The 23,908-nt window shown below is 36.8% G+C and carries 27 protein-coding genes and 1 pseudogene; 4 read left to right on the top strand and 24 right to left on the bottom strand.

The annotated features are described in order from the left end of the window. Window positions 1-263: 263 nt before the first annotated feature. Both DS031_RS23445 and DS031_RS03035 read right to left on the bottom strand, forming a co-directional pair. Window positions 264-434, bottom strand: coding sequence for a hypothetical protein (locus tag DS031_RS23445; protein ID WP_181832986.1), 171 nt, complete (start codon window positions 432-434; stop codon window positions 264-266). Between the two features lie 45 nt (window positions 435-479). After that, on the bottom strand, window positions 480-812 hold the full coding sequence (locus DS031_RS03035; protein WP_113804462.1) for a 2Fe-2S iron-sulfur cluster-binding protein: 333 nt from the start codon (window positions 810-812) through the stop codon (window positions 480-482). A gap of 226 nt (window positions 813-1,038) precedes the next feature. Between DS031_RS03035 and nadX the strand changes: the two genes are divergently transcribed. Continuing rightward, window positions 1,039-1,842 (top strand): aspartate dehydrogenase, encoded by an 804-nt coding sequence (nadX, locus tag DS031_RS03030; protein ID WP_113804461.1) that lies wholly within the window; start codon window positions 1,039-1,041, stop codon window positions 1,840-1,842. A 75-nt stretch (window positions 1,843-1,917) separates the two neighbouring features. On the opposite strand, the gene DS031_RS03025 is transcribed toward nadX, so the two are convergent. From DS031_RS03025 to DS031_RS02985, 9 genes are all read right to left on the bottom strand, one after another. Beyond that, entirely contained in the window at window positions 1,918-2,598 is a 681-nt protein-coding gene (locus tag DS031_RS03025) for a GntR family transcriptional regulator (protein ID WP_113804460.1), read from the bottom strand. A 107-nt stretch (window positions 2,599-2,705) separates the two neighbouring features. After that, window positions 2,706-3,236, bottom strand: a complete 531-nt coding sequence (locus tag DS031_RS03020) for a chromate transporter (RefSeq protein ID WP_113804459.1) — start codon at window positions 3,234-3,236, stop codon at window positions 2,706-2,708. Then, complete coding sequence (locus DS031_RS03015) at window positions 3,233-3,835, bottom strand: chromate transporter (RefSeq protein ID WP_113804458.1); 603 nt, start codon at window positions 3,833-3,835, stop codon at window positions 3,233-3,235. Before DS031_RS03015 ends, DS031_RS03020 begins: the two co-directional genes overlap by 4 nt. 120 nt (window positions 3,836-3,955) lie before the next feature. Beyond that, window positions 3,956-4,435 (bottom strand): GlcG/HbpS family heme-binding protein, encoded by a 480-nt coding sequence (locus DS031_RS03010; protein ID WP_113804457.1) that lies wholly within the window; start codon window positions 4,433-4,435, stop codon window positions 3,956-3,958. A gap of 43 nt (window positions 4,436-4,478) precedes the next feature. Then, window positions 4,479-5,945: an aldehyde dehydrogenase family protein gene (locus DS031_RS03005; protein WP_425451919.1), complete on the bottom strand. Its 1,467-nt coding sequence runs from the start codon at window positions 5,943-5,945 to the stop codon at window positions 4,479-4,481. Window positions 5,946-6,036: 91 nt separating this feature from the next. Beyond that, window positions 6,037-6,759 (bottom strand): iron-containing redox enzyme family protein, encoded by a 723-nt coding sequence (locus tag DS031_RS03000; protein WP_113804455.1) that lies wholly within the window; start codon window positions 6,757-6,759, stop codon window positions 6,037-6,039. A gap of 277 nt (window positions 6,760-7,036) precedes the next feature. Further along, window positions 7,037-8,497, bottom strand: coding sequence for a hypothetical protein (locus DS031_RS02995; RefSeq protein ID WP_113804454.1), 1,461 nt, complete (start codon window positions 8,495-8,497; stop codon window positions 7,037-7,039). A 37-nt stretch (window positions 8,498-8,534) separates the two neighbouring features. After that, window positions 8,535-9,299 (bottom strand): creatininase family protein, encoded by a 765-nt coding sequence (locus DS031_RS02990; RefSeq protein WP_113804453.1) that lies wholly within the window; start codon window positions 9,297-9,299, stop codon window positions 8,535-8,537. A gap of 50 nt (window positions 9,300-9,349) precedes the next feature. Next, on the bottom strand, window positions 9,350-9,688 hold the full coding sequence (locus tag DS031_RS02985) for a 2Fe-2S iron-sulfur cluster-binding protein (protein WP_113804452.1): 339 nt from the start codon (window positions 9,686-9,688) through the stop codon (window positions 9,350-9,352). Window positions 9,689-10,187: 499 nt separating this feature from the next. Between DS031_RS02985 and DS031_RS02980 the strand changes: the two genes are divergently transcribed. Then, window positions 10,188-10,511, top strand: coding sequence for a hypothetical protein (locus DS031_RS02980; protein ID WP_113804451.1), 324 nt, complete (start codon window positions 10,188-10,190; stop codon window positions 10,509-10,511). 221 nt (window positions 10,512-10,732) lie between these two features. Next, window positions 10,733-10,816: pseudogene (locus tag DS031_RS02975) on the top strand (TerC family protein); the annotation flags it as partial. A 73-nt stretch (window positions 10,817-10,889) separates the two neighbouring features. Here the strand turns inward: DS031_RS02975 and DS031_RS02970 are convergent. From DS031_RS02970 to DS031_RS02910, 13 genes are all read right to left on the bottom strand, one after another. Further along, on the bottom strand, window positions 10,890-11,309 hold the full coding sequence (locus tag DS031_RS02970) for an Hsp20/alpha crystallin family protein (protein ID WP_113804450.1): 420 nt from the start codon (window positions 11,307-11,309) through the stop codon (window positions 10,890-10,892). Between the two features lie 183 nt (window positions 11,310-11,492). After that, entirely contained in the window at window positions 11,493-12,881 is a 1,389-nt protein-coding gene (locus DS031_RS02965) for a hypothetical protein (protein WP_113804449.1), read from the bottom strand. 152 nt (window positions 12,882-13,033) lie between these two features. Further along, window positions 13,034-13,489: a hydrogenase maturation protease gene (locus tag DS031_RS02960; protein WP_113804448.1), complete on the bottom strand. Its 456-nt coding sequence runs from the start codon at window positions 13,487-13,489 to the stop codon at window positions 13,034-13,036. A 1-nt stretch (window position 13,490) separates the two neighbouring features. Then, entirely contained in the window at window positions 13,491-14,894 is a 1,404-nt protein-coding gene (locus DS031_RS02955; protein ID WP_113804447.1) for a nickel-dependent hydrogenase large subunit, read from the bottom strand. After that, the gene (locus DS031_RS02950) at window positions 14,895-15,797 is read right to left on the bottom strand and encodes a hydrogenase small subunit (protein ID WP_245947171.1); all 903 of its coding nucleotides are present in this window, start codon (window positions 15,795-15,797) and stop codon (window positions 14,895-14,897) included. It lies immediately after the preceding gene. After that, window positions 15,794-16,288: a cytochrome b5 domain-containing protein gene (locus DS031_RS02945; RefSeq protein WP_113804446.1), complete on the bottom strand. Its 495-nt coding sequence runs from the start codon at window positions 16,286-16,288 to the stop codon at window positions 15,794-15,796. The genes DS031_RS02950 and DS031_RS02945 overlap by 4 nt, the downstream gene beginning before the upstream one ends. 91 nt (window positions 16,289-16,379) lie before the next feature. Further along, window positions 16,380-17,381, bottom strand: coding sequence for a hydrogenase expression/formation protein HypE (gene hypE / locus DS031_RS02940; RefSeq protein WP_113804445.1), 1,002 nt, complete (start codon window positions 17,379-17,381; stop codon window positions 16,380-16,382). Further along, window positions 17,378-18,499 (bottom strand): hydrogenase formation protein HypD, encoded by a 1,122-nt coding sequence (gene hypD / locus DS031_RS02935; RefSeq protein WP_113804444.1) that lies wholly within the window; start codon window positions 18,497-18,499, stop codon window positions 17,378-17,380. Before hypD ends, hypE begins: the two co-directional genes overlap by 4 nt. Continuing rightward, window positions 18,483-18,707, bottom strand: coding sequence for a HypC/HybG/HupF family hydrogenase formation chaperone (locus DS031_RS02930; protein ID WP_113804443.1), 225 nt, complete (start codon window positions 18,705-18,707; stop codon window positions 18,483-18,485). The genes hypD and DS031_RS02930 overlap by 17 nt, the downstream gene beginning before the upstream one ends. A gap of 2 nt (window positions 18,708-18,709) precedes the next feature. After that, window positions 18,710-20,992, bottom strand: coding sequence for a carbamoyltransferase HypF (hypF, locus tag DS031_RS02925; protein WP_113804442.1), 2,283 nt, complete (start codon window positions 20,990-20,992; stop codon window positions 18,710-18,712). Next, the gene (hypB, locus tag DS031_RS02920) at window positions 20,977-21,636 is read right to left on the bottom strand and encodes a hydrogenase nickel incorporation protein HypB (protein WP_113804441.1); all 660 of its coding nucleotides are present in this window, start codon (window positions 21,634-21,636) and stop codon (window positions 20,977-20,979) included. Before hypB ends, hypF begins: the two co-directional genes overlap by 16 nt. A gap of 4 nt (window positions 21,637-21,640) precedes the next feature. Beyond that, the gene (locus DS031_RS02915; RefSeq protein WP_113804440.1) at window positions 21,641-21,991 is read right to left on the bottom strand and encodes a hydrogenase maturation nickel metallochaperone HypA/HybF; all 351 of its coding nucleotides are present in this window, start codon (window positions 21,989-21,991) and stop codon (window positions 21,641-21,643) included. Between the two features lie 200 nt (window positions 21,992-22,191). Continuing rightward, entirely contained in the window at window positions 22,192-23,340 is a 1,149-nt protein-coding gene (locus tag DS031_RS02910; RefSeq protein WP_113804439.1) for a phosphatidylglycerol lysyltransferase domain-containing protein, read from the bottom strand. Between the two features lie 189 nt (window positions 23,341-23,529). Here DS031_RS02910 and DS031_RS02905 point away from each other — a divergent pair, with 189 nt between their 5' ends. Beyond that, the gene (locus tag DS031_RS02905; RefSeq protein ID WP_113804438.1) at window positions 23,530-23,859 is read left to right on the top strand and encodes a four-helix bundle copper-binding protein; all 330 of its coding nucleotides are present in this window, start codon (window positions 23,530-23,532) and stop codon (window positions 23,857-23,859) included. Window positions 23,860-23,908: the final 49 nt, after the last annotated feature.

The following is a 23,908-nucleotide window of genomic DNA, read 5'->3' as shown; positions in this document are numbered from 1 at the left end:
GAGTGATGAGCATGTTTAACTTTTTATTTGGAAAAAAGGCCTTACAAAAAGCAGAAAACAAATATAATACATTAAAAAATATCTTAAAATTTTAATCAAAGCAAGTAGGCTAACTACTAGCCTGCTTGCTTTCTTATAGCAAATCACATTAAAACGGATAGGTTGCTGGAAAAACATTTTTCCAATCAACCTATCCGTTTTAAAATAAATTTCAACGGTTTCTTCTCCTATCCTCGATACTTAACTTCGCTAATCAAATATCTTTAGGCTTCTTTTTTTAGGTCGCCTAGGGAGAATGGAGTATGGGCATAATACAATTTTAAGACAGCATTTTTCGTGCAAAATGAACAAGTAACACCTGTAGGAGCTTTATGAATATGCGGTACATCTAACAGTTTGATCCCCTTTAATACATGATCGTTACATACCAGCATTCTTTTTCTTCCCTTCTGTATTATTTTATCATTCATTTTTGCTCGTTATTTTGCAGTTATCTTTGTTAATTTCCGTTTTTTCACTTGTTTCGTAACTTCTTCGTCCCATGAAAGTGTTACATCTCCATTAATAAACGTTTGACAGCCTAATCGATATCCTTTATCAAGCCATTCATCACCGAGTTTTCTTTGTTCCTGCGGTTTTACTTTATCTGTATGTTCTTGTCCTTCTTCAATTTTACATACACACGAGCCACATGTCCCGCCACCGCAGCGATTTGGTAAATCACCATCATAACGAAGTGACATTCTTAAGATGCTCGAGTTTTCGGGAACTTCAAACACTTTACCGCTTGTTAAAAAATTTAATTTTGGCATTGGACATCCTCCTCAATTCCTTATTGGTATACAATATACCATATTTAAAATTTTCTGACAATATGTTTTTGAAAAATTTAATAGAATTTATTCAATTATTGCTAGAGTATACTTAGTTTTTAGATTGTTTAACTTTTTTATCTTGACTATTAATTTCTTTTATATTATTTTTAGTATACCAAATACAATTTTGAATAGTTTGATAACTTTTAAAAGGGGTGTTCGTATGTTAAAAGTTGGACTAATTGGCTTTGGGTCAATTGGGAAAGATGTTGCCCATTATATTAAAGAAAGAAAAGTAAATGATGTTTCATTAAAGGGTATTCTCGTTCGCAATAAGGAAAAGGTGCAGCAGCTAGAAGAAGATTGGATAGTTTGTGATCACATCGATGAATTTTTACAACTCGATTTAGATGTTGTCATTGAAGCAGCAGGGCATGACGCAGTGTATCAATTTGGAGAAGATGTACTTCTATCAGGAAAAGATCTTATGATTATTTCTGTCGGCGCCCTAGCAGATGAAACTCTTCACACCTCCCTTGAAAAAGCAGCTGAACGCACAAATACGAAGTTAATGATTCCATCTGCTGCCATTGCTGGGTTAGACCGCATTGCCTCGGCGCGTTTTCGCAATATAAGCGAAATAAAATTAATTACAAGAAAACCACCTCGTGTTTGGTACGGCACAATTGCAGAGGAAAGAGTTAATTTAGAAACGATTTGTGAACCATATTGTATTTTTAGCGGCACAGCACGCCAATCAGCAAAATTATTTCCTGAAAGTGTAAATGTTTCTGCTGCTCTTAGTTTAGCTGGCATTGGATTTGATGAAACAGAAGTTGAAGTATATGTTGATCCAACTGTTCAACATAACACCCATGAAATTGCTGCACGCGGGGATTTTGGTGAAGTACGTTTTCAAGTTCAAAACACACCTTCAGCGGACAATCCAAAATCAGGTTATATTGTAGCAATGAGTATTTGCAAAGTTTTAAACAATTTGACATCAAGATTCGTTATTGGCATATAATAATAAAAGCGCAAAAGCTGGGCGATTGCGCTAAAAGTAGAAAAGCTGTTGTGCTTAATGTACAACAGCTTTTCTTTATGAATTTTGTTTTTTACTATGTTTTTTAATAGACTGAGAATACGCTTTTTTTGAATTTTCAATATGAATTTTCGTTAAATATTCGGCCATTTCAGACTCTCTATTACGGATTGCTGTTAAAATCTCTAGATGTTCTTTAATCGATTGATCTCGTCTTCCCGGTGTTTCATAGCCCATATGAGAAAACATACGAATATAATCCAGTAATCCTGTTAAAATTTCATACAGCTTTGGACTTTTTGCGGCTTTATACATTAAGCGGTTTGTTTCAATATTAAGCTGTGAAATCTCTTCATCTGTTTTGCCTTCCATACTGCTTAATTTTTTAATTAATTGATCAAATTCGCATTGTAACTCTTCTGTCATCTTTTGAGAAGCAAGCTTTGCCGCAAGTACTTCAAGAGATGATAAAATTGTGAATACTTCAATGACTTCTTCTTCTGAAATACTTGAGACGATGACACCTTTTCGCGGAACTGTTTTTACAAATCCTTGAGATTCTAAACGAAAAAGGGCCTCACGAATCGGTGTCCGGCTAATTTTTAACTTATCTGCCAGCTCACGTTCCACTAAACGATCGCCTGGTTCATAATAACCTTCTAAAATAAGCTGCTTTAAATACCGGTAAGCACGTTCACGAATGGAAATTAATTCACCTTCTACCCACTGCTCCTGCACAATTTCACCTGCTTTCTATTTACTACTTTATATTTGGTATACAAAGTATAGCTTATTTTAACTTCTCTTCGCAAATGATAATGTTTAAACATTCATACAATTTATGATTAAGATAAAAGCATGCCTCCATAAAAAAGTGCTGCTAAAATCACGAGTGCTGGATGCACTTTTATTTTTTCCATTGCAATAAAGCTTACACTTGCTAAAAGAGCTAAATGAAACAAGCCGCTTCGCTCAAATGCAGATAAGAAAAATTGATAAACAAGTACCCCTAAAAGAACGGCAATAACCGGCTGAACAGCTTTTGTCATAAATTTAACATGAAGCGACTTTTTAAATCGTTCTGCAAATTTAAAGAGCATAATAACTGCTGCGGCAGATGGCGCAATCGTTGCAAATAAAGCAAGAAATGCTCCTGGAACTCCTCCAATTTGATACCCGATAAATCCGGCCATTTTTGTTGCAATCGGTCCTGGAAGAACATTCGCGATTGCTAGTAAATCACCAAATTCACTTAACGTCATCCAATGGTATTCGTTTACAACTTCGTTTTGTATAAGCGGAATTGTCGATGGTCCGCCGCCGTATCCTAATAAATTTGATATAAAAAACGCCCAAAATAAGTCCCAGTAAATCATAGTCTTTTTTCCTTCCTTTCTATCTCTGTATTAACCTGTAATCGCTTTTCTTTTTCTTTTTCTTTATACATTGCTGTAAAGAATGCTGTTAGAAGAAATAAAGCAATCACGATTCCTGGGTGAACTTTAACAAGCTCAAGGAAAACAAAACAAAGTCCAACAGAAGCTCCCATAATTGGAATTCCAAGCCCTTTTTTTCCTTTTTCAAAAAACTTATAAGCAAGTCCAGCAAGCATCACACCAATGACCGGAGTAACTCCCTCTACCATACCGCTTACAATCGGCGAATTTCGAAATGAATAAAGAAAACCTAATAATCCTACCATTCCAATTAAAGAAGGAAGAACATGAGCAAGAATCGCCACCACAGCACCAACGACTCCTTGTACTTTATAACCAATATATGCAGCCATTTTTGTTGCAATTGGCCCAGGAAGAGTGTTTGCTAGTGCTAATGTTTCACCAAATTCTTCTTCTGTCATCCATCGATACTTTTTTACTGCCTCATATTCAATTAGTGGAATTGTTGCAGGACCTCCTCCATAGCCAGTAACTCCTGTTCTTGCAAATCCAATCGTTAATTCAAGGTAGCGTTTCACCTTAATCTCCTTCTTTCTATATTAAAAATAATGGGCTGCATCTACTTTAATAAAATTTTAGGATATGCTCTATTTACGCTTTCACTTCACGTAAACCGAACATATCCTTTATGATCGTTATTATTTTTTAATATCTGCAGTCACGATAACTTCATGACCATCTTTATTAAAAAGCTCCTGCAGCGCTTGAAGTGCTGCGGTTCCAGCTGCAATATCCTGCTCACCATTACCACCGCTCACACCAATTCCACCAATTACTTCTCCGTTTACAACGATTGGAAATCCACCAACGAAAACAGCAAATTTTCCAGGAATCATATGCTGAATACCAAACGCTTCATTGCCAGGCAGCACCGGTCCATTTGGTTCTTTATTAAATAAATGTGTAGAACGCTTATGTCCTGCCGCAGTGAATGCTTTTGCAATCGCAATTTCCGGACCCGTAATTCGTGCTCCATTCATTCTTTCTAAGGCGATTACATGACCACCATCGTCAACAATACAAATCGTTTCCAGTACATTAATTTCTTCTGATTTCTTCTTCGCCGCTTCAATCATTACTTTTGCTTCTTCTAATTCTAGTTTTAATACTTGTTTCATTAAATGTTCCCCCTAACTATGAATACTTTTAGCCATAATCACTTTAAGAATGAACATAGACGGTTTTTGTTTGAGTAAAAAACTCTAATCCTACTCTTCCAGATTCACGAAATGTGGATGTGCTTGACTTTTTTATCCCTCCAAACGGCGCATTAATCAGATTTCCTGTTGTTGTGCCGTTTACTTTAACTGTGCCTGATTCGATATCATTAATAAATTGTTTTGATCGTTTTATATCATTTGTAACAATTGATGCAGAAAGTCCGTACTCTACATCATTTGCAATCGTAATCGCTTCTTCATAATTGTCAGCCTCAATTATTGAAACGACCGGACCAAAAATTTCTTCCTGTGCAATACGCATTTTAGGAGTAACATTTGTAAAAATAGCAGGCTGTACATAGTACCCTTTTTCATAGTTGTCATGTGTGATTGGTTCCCCACCATAGACAAGTTCTGCACCTTCTTCTTTTCCTATTTCAATGTAATGAAGCACAGTTTTAAGCTGCTTTTCATTCGCTAACGGTCCAATTGTTACTCCCTCTTCAAAGCCATTCCCAATTTTTAATTTGCTCGTTTTTTGAATAAGCTTTTCAACAAATTGACTTTTTAATTGTTTCATAATAATTACCCGACTCGTACCTGTACACGCTTGTCCTGTTAACGAAAAGCCGCCGTTCACTGTTAACGAAACAGCTTTATCAAGATCCGCATCATCCATCACAATAAGTGGATTTTTGCCCCCTAACTCCATTTGTGTTCTTGTTGTTAGAGATACACTGCGGTGAATCGCTTCCCCTGCACGTGTGGAACCGGTGAATGTAACAGCGCGAATGGCTGCATTTGAAACAAGCTCTTCACCTGTGTCAGAGGCAGATCCTGTGACAAAATTAATAACACCTGCTGGAATACCTGCTTTGTGAAGTGCTTCTACTAGACGATATGCAATCAATGGTGTATCAGACGAAGGTTTAAACAAAACCGTATTTCCCGTCATTAAGGCTGGAGCAATTTTTCTTACTGGAATGGAAAGCGGGAAATTCCACGGTGTAATAATGGAAATAACTCCTAGAGGTTCGCGCTTTGTATAAACATTTAGATTTGGATCGTCAGCCGGAAATGTTTCTCCAGTAAAGCTTAATCCTTCAACAGCATAGTAGCGAAGTGTTTGTGCAGAACGTGCAACCTCCCCCTTGCTTGCACCAATAACTTTCCCTTCTTCTCGCGTTAATTCTTCTGCCAGCTGATCAATATTGCTTTCTAAAATTTCTGCTGCTTTATTTAAAATCGCAGCTCGCTTTGATGGAGCTGTTTTCGCCCATGAAGGAAATGCCTGGTGTGCTGCATCGATTGCTTTTTTTACATCCTCACGTTTTGATGCTTGAAAACGTCCAACAATCTCCTCTCTGTTTGCAGGGTTTCTGCTTTCAAATGTTTCTTTTTCGAGCGCTTCTATCCAATCGCCATTAATATAATTTTTGTAAGTTTCCACTTTTGTTGTCAACAACACGATCACCCTTTCCTATGTAAGAATGTAAAGCTTATAAAAATTGGGGCAGCCTCCTCTATCGTGAAGAAACTGCCTGTCCACTTCTTTTCAATTAAACTTGCATCATTGAACCTAAATCTTTTTCCAAATATTCTTTCCATAAGCCGTCCATGTACATGCGGCGCATTTTTGCTCCAGTACGAACAACTTCTAAACAGCGCTGCTGCAGTTCTGGTGTGTCTGCACATTCAAGTACAATTTTATATCCGCGCTCACCATGGATTTCATCTGATACGATGTGAAGGTCAAAAAACTCAATTTCTTCATCTGTAAATCCATATTTCTCTCTTAACACTGGTGTTTGTTTACGATAAATATCAGGAACTTGCGATTCTAATCCAACAACAAGTGCTGCTGTTGCAACAACAAAGTTTTCACGCGCCGCTACCGCATAACACCAGCTTTGCAAACCTAAAGTTGTCGGTGCCATATTGTTTGGATCTTCAATACGTTCACGTGTTGTGCCACACGATTCTGCAAAGCGAACGAGAAGATCTGTATGACGATCAGCCGCAATTTCTTCTTCATACATATTTTGAAGAGTGAAGTCTTTCGCATCTGAATATTTTTCTGGAGTATTATGATAAATATATGCTAAGTAATCAGCGAAAGGTCCCACATAATGGTAATGATTTTCTGCCCATCTTGCAAAGTGCTTTCGTTCAAGTTTTCCTTCAGCCCAAGCAATTGTAAATGGTGCCTTTTGACTGTGATTTCCTTTAATCGCTTCCTCTAACTCTTTACGAAACTCATCTTTAGAAAGTAACACTGCCATTTAAAATCTCCTCCTATTTGCTTTTAACAATTTATTTTTGTATTTAGTATTTTGTATACCAAATAAGTGATGATAGATGTACAAAGTAATTATAAGAACTACTATGTACATTTTAATGGAATGTTAGCTGTATAATGGGCTTGTTCTGTATCACGCTGTACTCTATCATCCCAACCTTTTATGTATTTGGTATACCAACTTGTTAATTGTATGTTAACCTACAATCTATAAACTGTCAACACACAATTTAAAATTTTCTAAAAATTTATTAAGTAATTTACCATATAATAAGAGCTAGAATGGTTGCTAGGATTAGTCCTGACATAACTGGCAGAAAATTTTTTCGTGCAAGTTCCAGCACTGATACACCACAAAAACCAGCTACTGCAACAAGTGATGACCAAGCAATTAACGTTCCACCACCAGTCCAAATTGAACCCATTTGTCCAATTGCAGCTAAAGTTGATGGATCAAGACCAGCTCCTCCTGCCATTGCACCTGAAAGGGCCCCTGTTAAAGGAAGTCCAGAAAAACCTGAACCATCAAGGCCAGTAATAATCCCAATGATTAACACTCCAAAAGCCGTTACAACAGCATTTTGTGGGATACCCGCTTGTACTGCCTGAACAAGATCAAATAAAAATGCTGGCTTTGCCGCATCTTCCCCTAACGATAAGATTGATGCAGTAAAATCACCGCTTCCTAAGAAGAAGAAACCTGCAATTGGGATAACAGGACCCATTGCACGAAATGCAAACACAAACCCTTCTGTAATATGATCACTAATTTTATCAAGAGCATGAATACGGCCAAAAGCAACACTTGCTAGTGCTAATAATACAATTGCCACACCACCAATAAATGCCGCTCCATCTCCACCTTCAAATCCTCCCATACTACCTGAAGTTTTTGTTGAAAACATGAAAATCATAACTGCAAGCATTGCTGCTGGAACGAGAACGGCAAACAACTTACTCCAACGTTCTTTTTCTTTATCTGAAATAAATTGCTCAGCTGCTGCAGATAATTCATTTGCAGTTTGCTGGTCAATGACGAGACCCTGCATCGCATTGATTTCTTTTTCTACTGTTTCATTATTTGGTTTTTGAATTGTTTTACGGACCATTACATATGCCATTACAATTGCTGTGCCCCCTGTAATAAGCGAAAGAATAAGGGCTTTATCTGCAACTGCTGCTGTTTCAATACCTGCTGCTGTCGCACTCAACATTGGTGCGATTTGCATAATATAATCTGAAGACAATGCCATTCCTTGTCCTGCAATTGCAACAGCCATCGCAGCTCCTATTGCTGGCAGCCCTGCACGAACTGCTGCCGGAACAAGCAGTGCACAAACGAGCGGTACCGCTGGTGTTGGCCAAAAAAACAATGATACAATAAATGTAATACCAATTAAAACGAAGTAGGCTATATGCCCATTTTTCATCACCTTTTGAATCGGGCTGATCATTTTTTGATCGGCTCCAAGATCTTTTAATGACTGCAGTAAGGCTACCATAAACGTGATAATTAAAAAGATGCTGAACAGTTCTTTTGCCGCTACTAAGTTTGCATTAAACACAGCTTGCAGTGCACCAACTAATGACCCTTTATAAATCCAAGCGACTAAAAGCGTACCGATTAACGTTGGCAAAACAACTCCTCTACGAAACAACATTGTAACAATAACAATAATCGTAACTAGTGCGTACCCCCAATGAGCTAACGTTAATTCCAAGCAAAGCACCCTCTTTCATTTTTTTAATGTAAAATCTTTATACAAGCTTTACATCAATCTCAAGAAATGATTTCATTGCATTTGTTAAGTTTTCCAACGCTTCTTCTACAATGAGCTTTCCAAGTTCTTCGCTTGCTTTTGTCGCATCTCCAATACAGCCATTTGCCGTCATGTCTTCATACTGATAGCTTCCTTGAATTGGGCTGCCAGGTCGAAGGTTTTTCCAGTTTCCTTCTTGAATGTCTCCCTTTGTTAATTTATTAAAACGAATTAACTCTGGAGCTAATACCATTGCCTCGGACACTTCGCGTTCACAGCTGTGCCCAAATAACGAAGATGTTATATGTTTTGAAATAACATTTTTTGCGGATGCTGTAGTTTTTGCATAATATACTTCTACATTAAGATCAGCTGATAATGTAGTGCTTGCTATATTTAATGCGGCTTGATTTCCTCCATGAGCATTTAAAAGTAAAAACTTCTTAATTCCATGGTGTTTAAGTGATGTGATGATATCTTCCAACAGTGTAATAAGTGTAGTCGGACGAAGTGAGATTGTTCCTGGAAAATTAAGATGGTGTTGAGAAACACCAAAATTTATTGTGGGGGTTACAAGTGCGTATGGAAATAACTTTTCTGAAAGCTTCTCTGCCATCTTTTCAGCAAGAACAGCATCACAGCTTTCAACCATATGTGGACCGTGCTGTTCGTGTGCACCAATTGGAACAACGGCAAGTTTCGCTGTTTTAAGGGCATCGCGAACTTCTTCCCAAGTCATTTCTGTTAACATATACTTGTTCAAATTATCACCATCCCAACCTTTTGTATTTTGTATACCAAATATAAATAAAATTAATTTGTGCTGCTTACTTTTGTCGCTTCCTGTTTTATCTTTTTCATTGGTACAGCTTCTTGTTTTAATTCAATATCATCTGTTATTGTTAATTGACAAGCAAGACGGTATCCTTCTTCTACTTTCTCTCCTAACATCTTTTTCTCTTTCCAATTCGGTTCTTGAAGATTTTCTTCGCCTTTTAAAATTTTACATGCACACTTTGTACATTTTCCCATTCCACAGCCGTACTTTAAATGAGGCAGCTGGCGTGTTCCAGCCAATACAACTAAATTGCTATTTTCTTTAATTTCCTGTTCATAAACCTCTTCTTCTAAATGTAGTCTCACTTTTGGCATTTTTTACAACCACCTTTCCCTATCATTAATCACAGAATAGAAATAATTTTCTGTAATTAATACGATTATAGCGGTTTACACCTGTAATGTAAACCCTTTCATCACAAAAGTTTTTCATAAAAATATTAGGATGATAGTTCCTAAATACTTATACCTCCTTCTCCCATATTAGCGTTTATAAATCAAGGTTACTTTTAATTAACTTACTATTCTACTATTTCGTAATATAAACTCCCATTCTTTTTAAATTTTCAGATAAGTAAAAAAACTATTGATTACTCCCCCTATTTCCTTTACACTTAAAGATATAATTGGTATACCAAATACCGAATTAATTGAAAGAGGTGAATAAATGATTGCTATTTATACCTGCTAATTGAAAAATTACAATGTCTAAGGGCTCACTGTGATTAAAATGACTAATTGTTCAGTTATTGATTGTTGACAGACTTCATCGCATGCACTGTGAAATAATCAATTTTAAAGAAGGAGTGAGAATATGGAAAAATACATTGTATTAACAAATAAGGCAGCATATCAAACAAGAGTAGACGGTGATGGTCTTATGCCTGTCGAAACCTATAATTTTTATTTCTTCGATGAAGTGAAAGCTAAATATACGATTGCAAAAGTACTTGACGATAATATTAAAATAAAACTGTATGAAAATTATGAAGGAAAAGATTACATTAATGAAATTCGAGTTAAATTTTTTGAAACATTTCCTACAATTGAAGCAGCTCGAGATGAACTAAGCGAAATTGTTGCCGCATCCGGTTCAAATCCTGATTCTGCTCATACAAAGTTAGTACAAGTTCCTTAAGAAGAAGTGATCTCAATAATTGACTAAAAAATTAAATACTTCAAAGGGGAGTAGCTATTTCGCAATAAAGTCGTCATGACGGGAGTAATCCCCGGCTTTATTGGCAGCAGTCGGCTGTTAGCAAGACCTTTGCCATGATGGTAAGGTCTCTCTTTGTCTTTTTTACCTTGCTGTCATAGCAAGGTTTTTTCTTTTATATTATTCGTATAGGAGGCTGTAAGATGGAGTTATTAACAATCGAGTTTTTCACTGCCTTATTAAGTATCATTGTAATTGACTTAGTGTTAGCTGGTGATAATGCTCTGGAAGGATAAAATCTTATCATGAAAAAACCGAACAAAACTTGTTCGGTTTTTTCATCGCTTGTCTATTTATCTTTTAATCCTTTTTAGGAATTTTAATTTGAAGCATTTTCTTATTACAACGAACTGTTGTTTTTTTACAGTCTGCATCCTCAGGTATAATAAAAGAGCGATGATAATCACTGTAACTTTCTTCTTCCCACTGCCATTCCATATATTTTAACATTTCGATATGGTTTCTTTTTCCTATAATAAAAAGTCGGTTATTTGCAATGTCAAATTCAACCGCAGACAACGTAATATTTTCTAGTTCTCCATCAATTTTATAATAAGTTTCTGTTTCTTCAATATGAAAAAATGGTGATGCTTGAATAGCTAATCGAGGTTTGTCATCATGAGAAACGGTGGGGAAAAATTCTTGCAGGTCATCCATTTCCTGCCTGGACTTTAAAATGTTATTTAGCAATTCTTTTTTCTTTTTACGATTATACCTCATTTTACTTCCTCCAAAAAGATTATTTTAACAGGTGTTTTGCAATCTCTAGAGGTATTATTCTACATATATTGTAAGCTATTTTTTTACAAAAATCTATTATTAATGACAAACCTCCAAACAAAAAAACTAATTTTGACATCTAAAAATACATCTCCTGTTCAGCGTTAAGACAGGAGATGTATTTTATAAATTTATAATTTGTAATACAACTAAAAATACCATTAGCAGCCCTATATACGTAAACGTAAATGGTGCATTCCAGTTCGATACTTTAAACGGATTATCTTTTACAATGTTTGCCATTAACCCTATTGTTGCATTATAAGGTCCCATTAATAGAGCAGAGACAGCACCGCCAAGCATCGATACCGTTAATATTTCTGGTGCTATATTTAATGACGCAGGATCAAGCGCTTCTGCCATTAAAGCTAGTCCCACTGCCGGATGCAAACCTGTAAATGCTAAGGCAAGGGGCACAAGCGGCAGTATAACAATAAAAATTTCAATACCAATAAAATCTTTAATGCTTGTAATCCAACCATTAAATAATTGATCAGTTTTAGAATAGTTTACTGCAGAAATAAAGAATCCTGCTGACAAAAAAATAAAAAATTGATCTTTCATTTTGAATAAATGTGTTTGAAAATGCTCCTTTAAACCTAAAGCAAATCCTTTACTTTCTCCAAGAAACAAGCACCATAGAAATGCAAATGGGATCACTAATAACGTCACAAGCACGAGAAAGCTTAACTGAAATTGTTTTTCTATAAAAGAGATGGTTACATTAAAAAGAAAAATCGCACCTAAAATATGAAGCAGCTTGCTATAGCTTCCTTTATTTTCGTGTGTATCAAGTGCTGCTGCTGTTTCATTTCCTGCGAATGCTTTATTATAACGATCTGGTCGTCTTGCTGAAATCACCACACCCATTATCCAATCAATACAAAGACCAAGAACACTTAGAGGGATTAAATAAGGCAGCATGGCTCCCCAGCTGACCCCTGTCATTTCAATCACAATTCCGACAATGGGTGTTACTGGTGCCCAAAGCAGCGGCATTGCAAATCCATGTGTAACTGCCCGGCTCATAAATCGCTCTTTATTCTTTAACGGAAACAAACCAACAGACGGTTTAATAGAATAATAGGTCATCGGTAATGTTGCGAGGTTCATAAAACAGCTTAAGAAATAGGAGATCCCTGATGTCATCATATACAGCTGCCCAGATGTTTTAACTTTTTGGCGTATTGCATTTTGTATACCATCTGCATAATGACCTAACTTAATTGGCAGCGCTAATATTGGAATAAGCGCAAATAAGCTAAGTAGATTTAACATAGGTCCAAATGATATGATGTACTCTTTTACCCCTGCTTCGCTATTTACAAGCATAATGATTCCAAGAGTTAAAAAAATCAATCCAAATACACGTACAAATCGCTTTACAAAAAATAATGTTGAAGCAACAATTGTCATACAAAGGATTGAAATTATAAGATTTATATTTAGTTGTGGAAATAAGATTGCTGTTAAATAAAGCGCAATCACAGCAAGAAAAAGGTATCTTAACATCGTTATCACCAAAATCCTTTGTCCATTAAAGGAAGAATTATATTTATTATATATGAGTCTATCATAAAAATCTATGGAAGTTACGAGCTAATAGATAAAAAAGCTGCGGTAGTATAGCTTTATTAATGAACAAAAGGAGGTTAGATTAGCAATTACCTCCCTATTACATGTTTATTAATAATTTGATTAACTTTTTTTGTAATAGCTGAGAACCTTTTATCTAATAAATGACTAAGTCCAAAATGAAAGTTAACTTCATGTGGTTCAATACCAATTATAATGCCTTTATATCTTTTATTTGAATGACATATCAAATTTAAAAAATGTAGATTGTGAGAAGAAAAACCGAGCTCCTCTTGATATGTAAGGGCATGTAATGGAAAAACTGTTATTTCTCCTGGAGTTTTCCCTGAAATTGCTGCATCGACAATAATAATAAACTCAGCCTTCTCTATCACATTAAGGCAATAATCGATATCGGATTCACCAATCACATATTGAATTCTGTTATCTTTATTTTGCTTTTTCAACTTTTCAACAATGTATATGCCTATTCCATCATCCATCATCAGCTGATTACCAATTCCTAAAACAATTATACTATCCATCTTACATCACCTTTATCGTTTTTGGCTCTTTCCCTGGTCGATAGACGTGTGTCGCACATGACATACACGGATCAAAAGAACGCAATATTCTTCCTAGCTCTACTGGGTTATCAGGATCTTGTATCGCTGTGCCGATTAATGCTTGTTCAGCTGTACCTAAATAGTGCTCATCTCTCGTAGAAAAATCCCATGCAGATGGTGTGATAACTTGATAAAACGAAATTGTTTTATTTTCGATTTTCACCCAGTGGCCGAGAGCTCCTCTTGTTGTATCGACTAATCCCCTGCCTTGTTCATTCTCAGGAATACTGTATTTTTCTTGAACAGATGTTCCTGGAATTACCTGATCAAGCAGAACTCCCATTACTTCTGCAATCTTTTTTGCTTCTAATACCCTTGCAAGATCTCGATCCATTGCTGAAATGCCGTTTTGATATTCACCGTTTAGCCAAAGTCTTGCCAAAGGTCCTACTTCATATGGTAATCCATTATAACGCGGTGCTTTCACCCATGAATAGGCTTTTTCTTTGTCCATATTCGGCTTTGATATATCTTCCTCAGGTTTATACGTGTCTTTCCCTTCATACCATGCATAATCAATAGTTTCTGTAAGAAAATTTGGATCAAATTTATCCAATTTGCCGTTTTGATAAATGAGTGCATCAACATACAGCGTTCCTAGCTCTCTATAATTATTAAAACTTCCATAACTTAATAGATTTCTATATCCGCCGCCCATTTGAAAATAATCTTGATAATACTCAGCAATTGAATAAGCATCAGGAAGCGTTTTTTGTTCGATAAAATCACTAATTTTGTTTAAGATTGACTTCATCTTTATTATTTTATCAGTGGTCGCCTGTGTCGTAATTCCCCCTACAAAAACACCGTGGTTATGTGGTGCTTTTCCGCCTAATACCGCAAGCATTTGATGAGCCAAACGGCTTAATTCAAGTGATTCAAAATAATGTTTTGAAATTCGATTATTAATTTTTTTCGGAAGCCTAAAGTCAATATTTTCATTTGCTTCAAGCGGGCTGATATTAGGGAGTTTTACATAATCAGGGATAGTATATTGATAAAAATGTCTAAGGTGATTTTGCAGGAATTCGCAGCAGTGAATAATATCGCGTAAATACCTGCCTTGTTCAGTTGGGAGAATGTTTAAGGCATCTTCAAGAGCAAGTGAAGCCGCCATTGAATGGGCTGCTGAACAAATCCCGCAAATGCGCTGGGTAAAATAAATGGAATCGAATGGACTTCTACCGACAAGCATTTGTTCAAATCCTCTGAAAAATGATCCTTTTGTTTTCGCCTCCACTACAACATGATTCTCTATTAAAACATCTACTTCCATAAAACCGCTAATTCGAGTGACTGGATTCATAATAATACGTTTTTTCATTTATTCACCACCTGTTGTATCATAGCTAATAAACGGTGCCATCTGATCAGGAAAGCCAAATTGCGCACATCCTATACATGGTGTACCAGCTCCAATCGGCCAGTTTACATAGCCATCCCATTCGCGTGTCGGGCAATCAATTCGTGTGACAGGTCCTCTACAGCCGAGTTTAAACAAGCATTCTTTATCACCTAATTTTTTTGCAAAAATACCACGGTCAAAGTATGGTCTTCTCGGACATCTGTCGTGAATTAATGTGCTGTAGAACAGCTTTGGTCGTTCTCTTTGATCCAACTCTGGTTCTCCATACAACAGTAAGTGAGCAAGTGTTCCTAAAAACCAATCAGGATGGCAAGGGCAGCCAGGCAGCTTAATTACCTTTCTCTCAAGTACACTCTGCAGCCCTACTGATTGAGAAGGATTTGGCTTTGCTGCCGACACACCTCCATGTGCTGCACATGCACCAATTGCGATGACATACTTTGCTTTTTCACCAAGCATTTTAGCTGCTTTTAGTCCTGTTAACGGCTCACCATTCCATCTTCCAATGACATTGTAAAGGCCGTTATTTTTAAGAGCGACCGCTCCTTCTACAGCAAGGATAAATTCTTCTCCTTCATTCAAAACATTTGATAGTTTTTCAATTGCTTTATCTCCTTCTGCCGTCATGAGACTGTTACTGTAGACAAGATTAACCATTGATGTAATCATGTATTCTAAATCAGGATTTGTGCCATTCATTAAAGAAATAATATTTCCTGAGCACCCGTTTAATTCAAGCCAAATAAGATTAATTTTTTTGATCCTTCCTCTATTAATGCCCTCTTTTGTTTTATGAAAAAGCCTATAAGTAATAGCTTGGTTTGTCATCGATTCAGGGGGTAAGATGTCATTTTTATTCAACCTTTTAACCTCCCGACTGGTATTAATTGATTTAAAATCATTTGCTGACCAGCATGACATGAAGCAAAGTCATTTGTATAATCGTTCCCAGCTTTTAAACCGAAATGTGTTGCCGCTGCCCACGCACGATGGTTTGTAACGTCATAAACAACACCATTTACAGCTACATAAGCAGGCATACCATTTTCCCCTGTATATTTCCCCAATTCTTCTTTTGTAAATGTTCCCTCATTCGGAATCATTACAAGCGGATATCCGGTTGAAGGGATATCTGGCCGGATTCCTTGCAAAGGAACTCTCGACATATTCAGAAAATATCTCTCATTTATAAGTAAACGTGTTAAAAACTGCAGATGCGAAGTTTTATCTTGCAGCTGACGTAAAAGAAAATTCTTTGTAAACATATCTTGACATTCATACAATAAACGCATATCATTGGCTATCCCTAAAAATAGGTTGTGAATCTGCATCGTTATGAATGGTATATTCATCTTCTAGAGCCTCCTCACGATGTCATCTATATTCAGTGTAAGAGAATTCTATTCTAATTTTAAGAACGCACCCTACAACAGGATGCGTTCTTTAACAAATTCTTGGCAGCATCATTCCTGATAATCGGTTTAAACGGCGGGTAGAGCCGAGCGGTGTTTTTAACAGCAACTGCCCTTTTTCTTTTTTTGTAACATATCCAATCACTTGCGCCTCTTGCCCTTCATGAAAGTTTCTTAAGATGTCTAAAATCATATGTTCCTCTTCTTTTGCACAAATCATGATAATCTTTCCTTCGTTCGCTAAATACAGAGGCTCAAAACCAAGGATGTCACATGCTCCGCGTACTTCATGATGAATTGGTAATGCACTTTCCTCAATTTCCATTGTAACTTGAAAGTCTTCACAAATTTCCACAAGTGTTGTTGCTAACCCTCCGCGTGTTGGATCACGCATGATCCGCACACTGTGTGCAGCGTTAAAAACAGCGTTTGTCATATGATTAAGTGAAGCGCAGTCACTTTGTATATTCGTGATTAATCCAAGTTCATTTCGTGCTGCTAAAATCGCTATTCCATGATCACCAATCGATCCGCTTACAATAATGACATCTCCTTCTTGTATTGTATTTGGATTAACACATTGTTTATTTGAAAGCATTCCAATTCCCGTTGTATTAATATACAGTCCATCTGCACTGTTTTTTTCAACTACTTTTGTATCACCTGAAACAATTTGAACATCTGCTTTTTTCGCTTCTTCAGCCATCGCACCTACAATCATTTTTAAGTCACTTATTAAAAACCCTTCCTCAATAATAAAACTTACCGTTAAAAATTTAGGAACAGCACCACTAACAGCAAGATCATTAACCGTTCCTGATACTGCTAATTTACCGATATTCCCCCCAGGAAAAAACAATGGGTTTACAACAAAACTATCCGTTGAGACCGAAATGTCTTGGCAGTTTAACGAAACTGCTGCAGCATCCATTACAGCATGCTGTTCATGCCCGAATTCCTTAACAAATACATCATGAATTAACTGCTGAGTAAGTTCTCCCCCATCTCCATGCGCTAAATTAATACGTTTCATTCAAATAACTCCCCCTCCCGCATGTACTGATAATGTGCTGCACAACTTCCTTCCGAAGAAACCATGCATGGTCCAATCGGGTTAAGGGGATGACACGCTTTTCCAAACAATACGCATTCTTCCGGTGAAATAAGTCCGCGAATAATATCTCCGCACCGGCATTTTGTTTTACGAGGCTGTTGTTCGTTTACTTGAAATTTTTTCTTTGCATTTAAATGGGCAAATTCACTTTTTATATCCATCCCACTATTTTCTATTACTCCAATCCCACGCCACGCTTCATGACATGGTTCAAAATACCTTTCCATTATATGAACGGCAGCTTTGTTTCCATCATCTGTGACAACCCGCTTATAATCATTAATAATCTCGGCTTTTTCTATCAGCAGCATCGTTAATAGCTTATATATGCCGCCTAATAGTTCCATAGATTTAAATCCGCTAATTACTCCCGGCACCTCGTACTCATTTTCAAGAAATTGATAACTTCTTTTCCCAATCACAATGGAAACATGTCCGGGAAGTAAAAAACCGTCTATTTGAATCTCTCCTGCTTCCAGCAGCGCTCTTAGTGCAGGCTCCACTAATTTTGTTGTCGTCCACATCGAAAAATTGGTAATCCCTTTTTCATCTGCCTGTTTTATGGCTGCTCCAAGCACTGGAATAGTCGTTTCAAACCCAATCCCTAAAAAAATAACCTCTTTATCTGGATGCTCTTCTGCGATACGAACTGCATCTAATGGGGAATAAACAACACGGATATCTTTTCCCTCTGTTTTTGCACCCATTAACGTATTCATTGTGCCGGGTACTCTCATCATATCTCCAAATGTACAAATAATCCGGTTTTCTCCTTCTGTTAATTGAATCATGGCATCAATCGACTTTTGATCCGTTACACATACCGGACACCCGGGACCAGAAATTAATTTAACATGTTCGTTAAGTATTTTTTTTATTCCAGTTTTGGCAAATGCCATCGTGTGCGAACCGCATACTTCCATGAATGCCGGGCGAACTCCTGTTTTCTCTTTATATCGCTTAGCAAGATTGATTACTTCATTCATCATCTTTTTACTTAATACAGGGTTTGAAAACTCTTTAAGAATTTGCTGCATCAATCATCTTCCTCCATTCTTCAATACTTAACTTAGCAAATTCCTCATCCACAACTGTCAGCGCCTGTCCAGCATGAATAATAACATAGTCTCCTACCTTTACTTCTGGAACAAATAGAATACCTACGTTCATTTTTGAGCCCAGCACATCAACAAGAGCTTTACGTTCTTCTGTTTCAATGACTTTTGCAGGAACACCTACACACATAATTATTCTCCTTTACGATTCGCTGCAATGATTAACTGACCAAGTGCAATCCCGCCGTCACTACACGGAACACGCTGGTGTGTATAAACGTCAAAGGTGAATTTCTGCAGCGCTTTTGTAATCTCACTCACTAGAAATGCGTTATGAAAACACCCGCCTGAAAGCATTACTTTTCGATTAAAACTTGGAAAACGATCAACGATTAATAATAATGTATCCACACATACTTTTACGATCGTTTGATGAAAGGTTTGAACAATTTGTGGAAGCGGTCGAGCGTTCAAGTAATCATCAATAATACATCGGATCATTTCAGAAGCATCAATGATGATTTCTCGATTTTTTAAAAGATAAAAAGGATAGTGTTCATCATTTGATACAGCATCTGTCATATATTCAGATAAACGAATCGCAGGCTCCCCGTCATATGTTGCTTCCATACAAATACCTAATATGGCGCTAACGGCGTCAAACAGCCTGCCGCATGTCCCCGCTAAAGGGCTGTTCATTTCTTTTTTCACCATCATTGCAATAATCCCAATTTCGTACACTCGATTTGGAAACAGCTGTTTTGCTAGATTTTCTCCTTCTATTCCGAAATAATGAATAAGCATGCCAACCGCAGTGCGCCACGGTTCTTTTACAGCTGCTTCGCCACCTGGTAAAGGTGTATATCTTAAATGCCCTAATCTTCGAAAAGAGGAAGCATCACCATACAGCACTTCAAACCCCCATATATTCCCGTCCTCTCCATATCCTGTTCCATCAAGAATTAGTCCAAAACAAGGGTCTGACAGATGATTGTCTTCCATGCAGGACACCATATGGGCATGATGATGCTGTACAGTTACAACTTCTCCTTTCATTTTTTTTACAAGCATGGCTGTTGTATACTGAGGGTGCATATCTATCACTGTTACTTCGTTAGACGCTCCAATCCATTTTTCAAGGTGCGAATATTCCCGTTTGGAATGTTCAATTACTTCTATGTTTGTTAAATCACCAATATGAGGACCTAAAAAAATTTGCTGATGTCTACCAATTGCAAATGTATTTTTCTGCTGTCCGCCTAATGCTGCTGTATGATGCACTAGGTGAGTTGTTTGGAGAGGATCTGGTACATAGCCTCTAGAACGCCGTAAAAATGTAATCGCACCATTATTAATTTGCACAACAGAATCATCAAGAGGATGTAAAATGCTCCGATTGTGGGTAAGAATATAATCAGCAATGCCTTGTAAAGAAGAAAATGCTTCTTCATCCTTATATAAAATCGGCATTCCTGTACGGTTCGCACTCGTCATTATAAGAAAAGGGATCCCCTCTTCTTCAAAAAGAAGAGTATGAAGCGGGGTATAGGGAAGCATTACTCCAAGTGACTTTAAACCAGGTGAAAGTGATGATGGCAGAAAGTATTCTCTACGTTTTCTTAATACGACAATCGGCGCTTCAGGTGATTGTAACGCTTTTTCTTCTAATGGTGATAAGTGACAAACAGATTGAATCACTTCAATGGATGATGCCATCACCGCAAACGGTCGATACGGACGGTTTTTACGGCGGCGTAACCGACTTATTGCTTCATGATTTGATGCATCACAAGCAAGATGGTATCCACCAAGACCTTTTACAGCAATAATCGTGCCATTATTGAAAAGCTCTTTCACTTTCTCAATTGCATCATGTTGTTCAGCTATTTTTTCGCCTGTAATGGATTGTAAAAATACATGCGGTCCACATTTTGGACAAGCAATCGGTTGAGCATGATGGCGGCGATTATTTGGGTCTTCATATTCCGCTTGACATACTTTACACATCGTAAAGGACTTCATAGATGTAGCAGAACGATCATAAGGCAGTTCATGAATAATCGTATAGCGCGGGCCGCATTGTGTACAGTTAATAAAAGGATAACGATAGCGAACATTTTTAGGATCATTCATTTCTTTTAGACAGTCCCTGCAAACCGCAGAATCTACTGGAATTACTAATGAGGATGAACCGCCTTTTTCACTTGGAATAATTGAAAATGCTGCAATCTCTTTTAAAGAGACTTCTTTTACAGAAACTTGATCCACTCTTGCTAAACGAGGAGAAGAATTGCTTAATATTTGAAGAAAGTAATTTAGCGATTCTTCTGTTCCTTCTGCATGAATTTTAACCCCATCCATATTATTTTGAACCGTTCCGGTAATGTTACATTTTTTTGCCACCTGAGACACAAATGGTCGAAATCCAACCCCCTGCACTCGGCCGGTTAATGAGATATTTAATGCTTTATCCATGCTTGATAGGCACCTTTTATCCAATTGAACCATTCCTGCATTCCTTCTCCTGTATGAGCAGAAACCTTTACAAGCCGCGAGTTAGGATTGATCGCTTTTAAGTCTGCTTCAGCCGTTTCTACATTAAAATCAATATATGGAAGTAAATCGACTTTATTTAAAAGAGCTAGTTCTGTACGTCGGAACATGACAGGGTATTTCGGAATTTTATCATTTCCTTCTGGGATGCTTAATAATGCTACTTTATGCTGCTGTCCAAGATCATAACCGGATGGACAAACAAGATTACCCACATTTTCAATAAATAAAATATCAATATCATTAATCTGAAATTTAGGCAAGACTTTAGCAATCATTCGTGCATCAAGATGACAACCACCGTTTGTATTAATTTGTTCTGCTTTTGCACCGCAAGCACGAATACGCTCAGCATCATTTTCAGTAGCGAGATCACCTTCAATGACAGCAATTCGATAATGTTTTGATAACATCTTCACCGTCTTCTCAAGCAATGTCGTCTTCCCCGCACCAGGTGAACTCATCAAATTAATAACAAGTGTGTTACTTTTTTTAAATGTCTCTCTATTAAATGCAGCAGATTGGTTGTTATCAGACAACACGTCTTTATTTAACGTTCGTTTCATCCATTCAACTCCCTTCGTAGGAATACACCGCAAATGTTTCTCCTTCTATCAATTCACCATTTGGCTTTTCACACTTTGGACATATCGATAGTTTATAACCTGGAACATAAGTATCTTTGCAGCTGCTACACTGGGCTTTTGCTTTTTCTCTACTAATAATCAATTGTGCATCATTTGTTAACAGCGTACTGCCATCCGCTTTATATATACTAAATGCCATCAAAAGTGCATCTGGGAGCACATTACTAAGATCGCCTACAATCAATTCCATTTTCTTCACCTTTTTAATACCCATTCTTTTGGCATCCTCTTCCACAACTGCGATCACATCTTGCATTAAAGCCATTTCATGCATAACGCTCTTCCTTTTTATATCGATTTCGCATCCTAAATTGTCTTACTTTTTATTGGATAATATTCATTTTCCCCTTAAAATATGATGCTTTAAAAAATACCTTCATGTAAACAAAACAAGAGACAATCATTCCACGTGGACATCGAAAATATTTTGTCCATAGGAATTGACTGCCTCCTAGCAATAACCAAATCATGAAATTAACTTGCTTTTCTTTTACCTACACTCTCTTTATCGGTCACTATTTTTTTATATTCTAGATTGTTATGAATTAGTAATATTAATTGAATAATTAATACCGATAAAGAAGCCTTTTTATATGCTAAATATTTCTCTTCCCACTCATGTGCAAATTTGCTTTTAAATTCTTTTAACCCTTTAAATTTATAAGCAAACTTGCTGTGTAAAAAGATAAACCGGGCCATTTTTTCAGGAGCACGGGAATTCTTACTTTCCCCTACATTTGCTAGCGGCGTCATTCCTAAGCTGCACATCTTATAATTATGCTCTTTAGCCCATAAGAAAATTGAGGTAAATAATACATCCATTGTTCCATGAGGACTTGCTTCAATCTGACGCATAAGGTCAATTGAAACCGTTTCTTTTTCTTTTATATAGTCGCTAGGTAACGTCGCAAAGGCAATTAGTTTTCCCGCAGGACATCGCAAAACAGCCGTTGGAAAACGAGAAACATAATTTTTATGAAAGAAGCTTACCGAAAAACCTTTTTCTTTACGGTCTCCTAGCCACGAGTTTGAGACTTCTGCCATTTCATTTAACAGTTTTTCGGAATAGGGTGGGTGAAGAACGTTAAACTGATAGCCGTTTCGTTCAAATTTATTCCGCCTTGTCCGCAATTTTGCCCCCTGTTTCCCTGCAACTGAAAAAACATCAAGATTTACTTTTGCCTCTTCTCCTAATTTAAAGAATCGATAGCCGGCCGCCTTGTAGTCTGGTAGAAATCGAGTGCTTACTTGATAAAACACTGGGATTACTTTTTTTTCATGACAATGCGCTTCAAATTCCTTAATTGCCTTTTTAATATGCGTGCCATGACCGAGTGGATCACCTAAAACAACATACTTATTTGCAATTTTTTTATAAGCTATTAGCACTTTGCCCTCCTCGGCCCAATATATTTTTTTATCTTTTAAAAGTATTAAATGGGATAATTGATTTCCGCCATATTTTTTTAAGAAGCGGGACACTTCACTATAGTTGTTCTCTTGAATAAGTGAATGTTTTTCAAACTGTTTAAACTTCATTATCATTCCAGTACTAAGTAGAAAAGTAAGTACCATGTAAAAATAGGATCCATTAGAAACGTAAGGTATTGCTGTTTCGAACATTTTCTCCTCCTAAATAAAAGGTTCTCTAATTATAAAAGATACCATAGAAGCTGCTTTTATAACACAGTGAATTATATTGAAGTGATTTAAATATTCATAAAAATTCAGTCTTTTTTGTTAGCGGTATGTTTTATCGACTATGATACTGGGTAACTCTTAACTAAATTAAATAATAGGAGGGGATTACCAATGGCCCACGAAAAATATTCCAGTGTCATTCAAGCACTGCATGAATGTATGGAAGCTTGTAATCATTGTTATGATGAATGTTTAAACGAGGAAAATGTGAAATCAATGTCGGAATGTATTAGACTTGACCGCGAATGTGCTGATATTTGCTCTTTCTTAGAACAATCTCTTTCACGAAACAGTCCGTTTATAAAAGAAACTGCTAATCTTTGTATAGAAGCTTGTAAAAAATGCGCAGATGAATGTAAGAAACACAATCATGACCACTGTCAAAAATGTGCAGAGTCATGTCGAAAGTGTGCAGATGAATGTGAAAAGCTTGTATCGTAACTATATACATTTAATACTAGGAAAGAGACGTTTTTTCAAAAAACAAAAA

The organism is Bacillus taeanensis (genome assembly GCF_003318295.1).
GTDB lineage: Bacteria > Bacillota > Bacilli > Bacillales > UBA6769 > Maribacillus > Maribacillus taeanensis.
The sequence above is the reverse complement of the archived record's forward strand: the minus strand, read 5'-3'. Positions and strand labels throughout refer to the sequence as shown.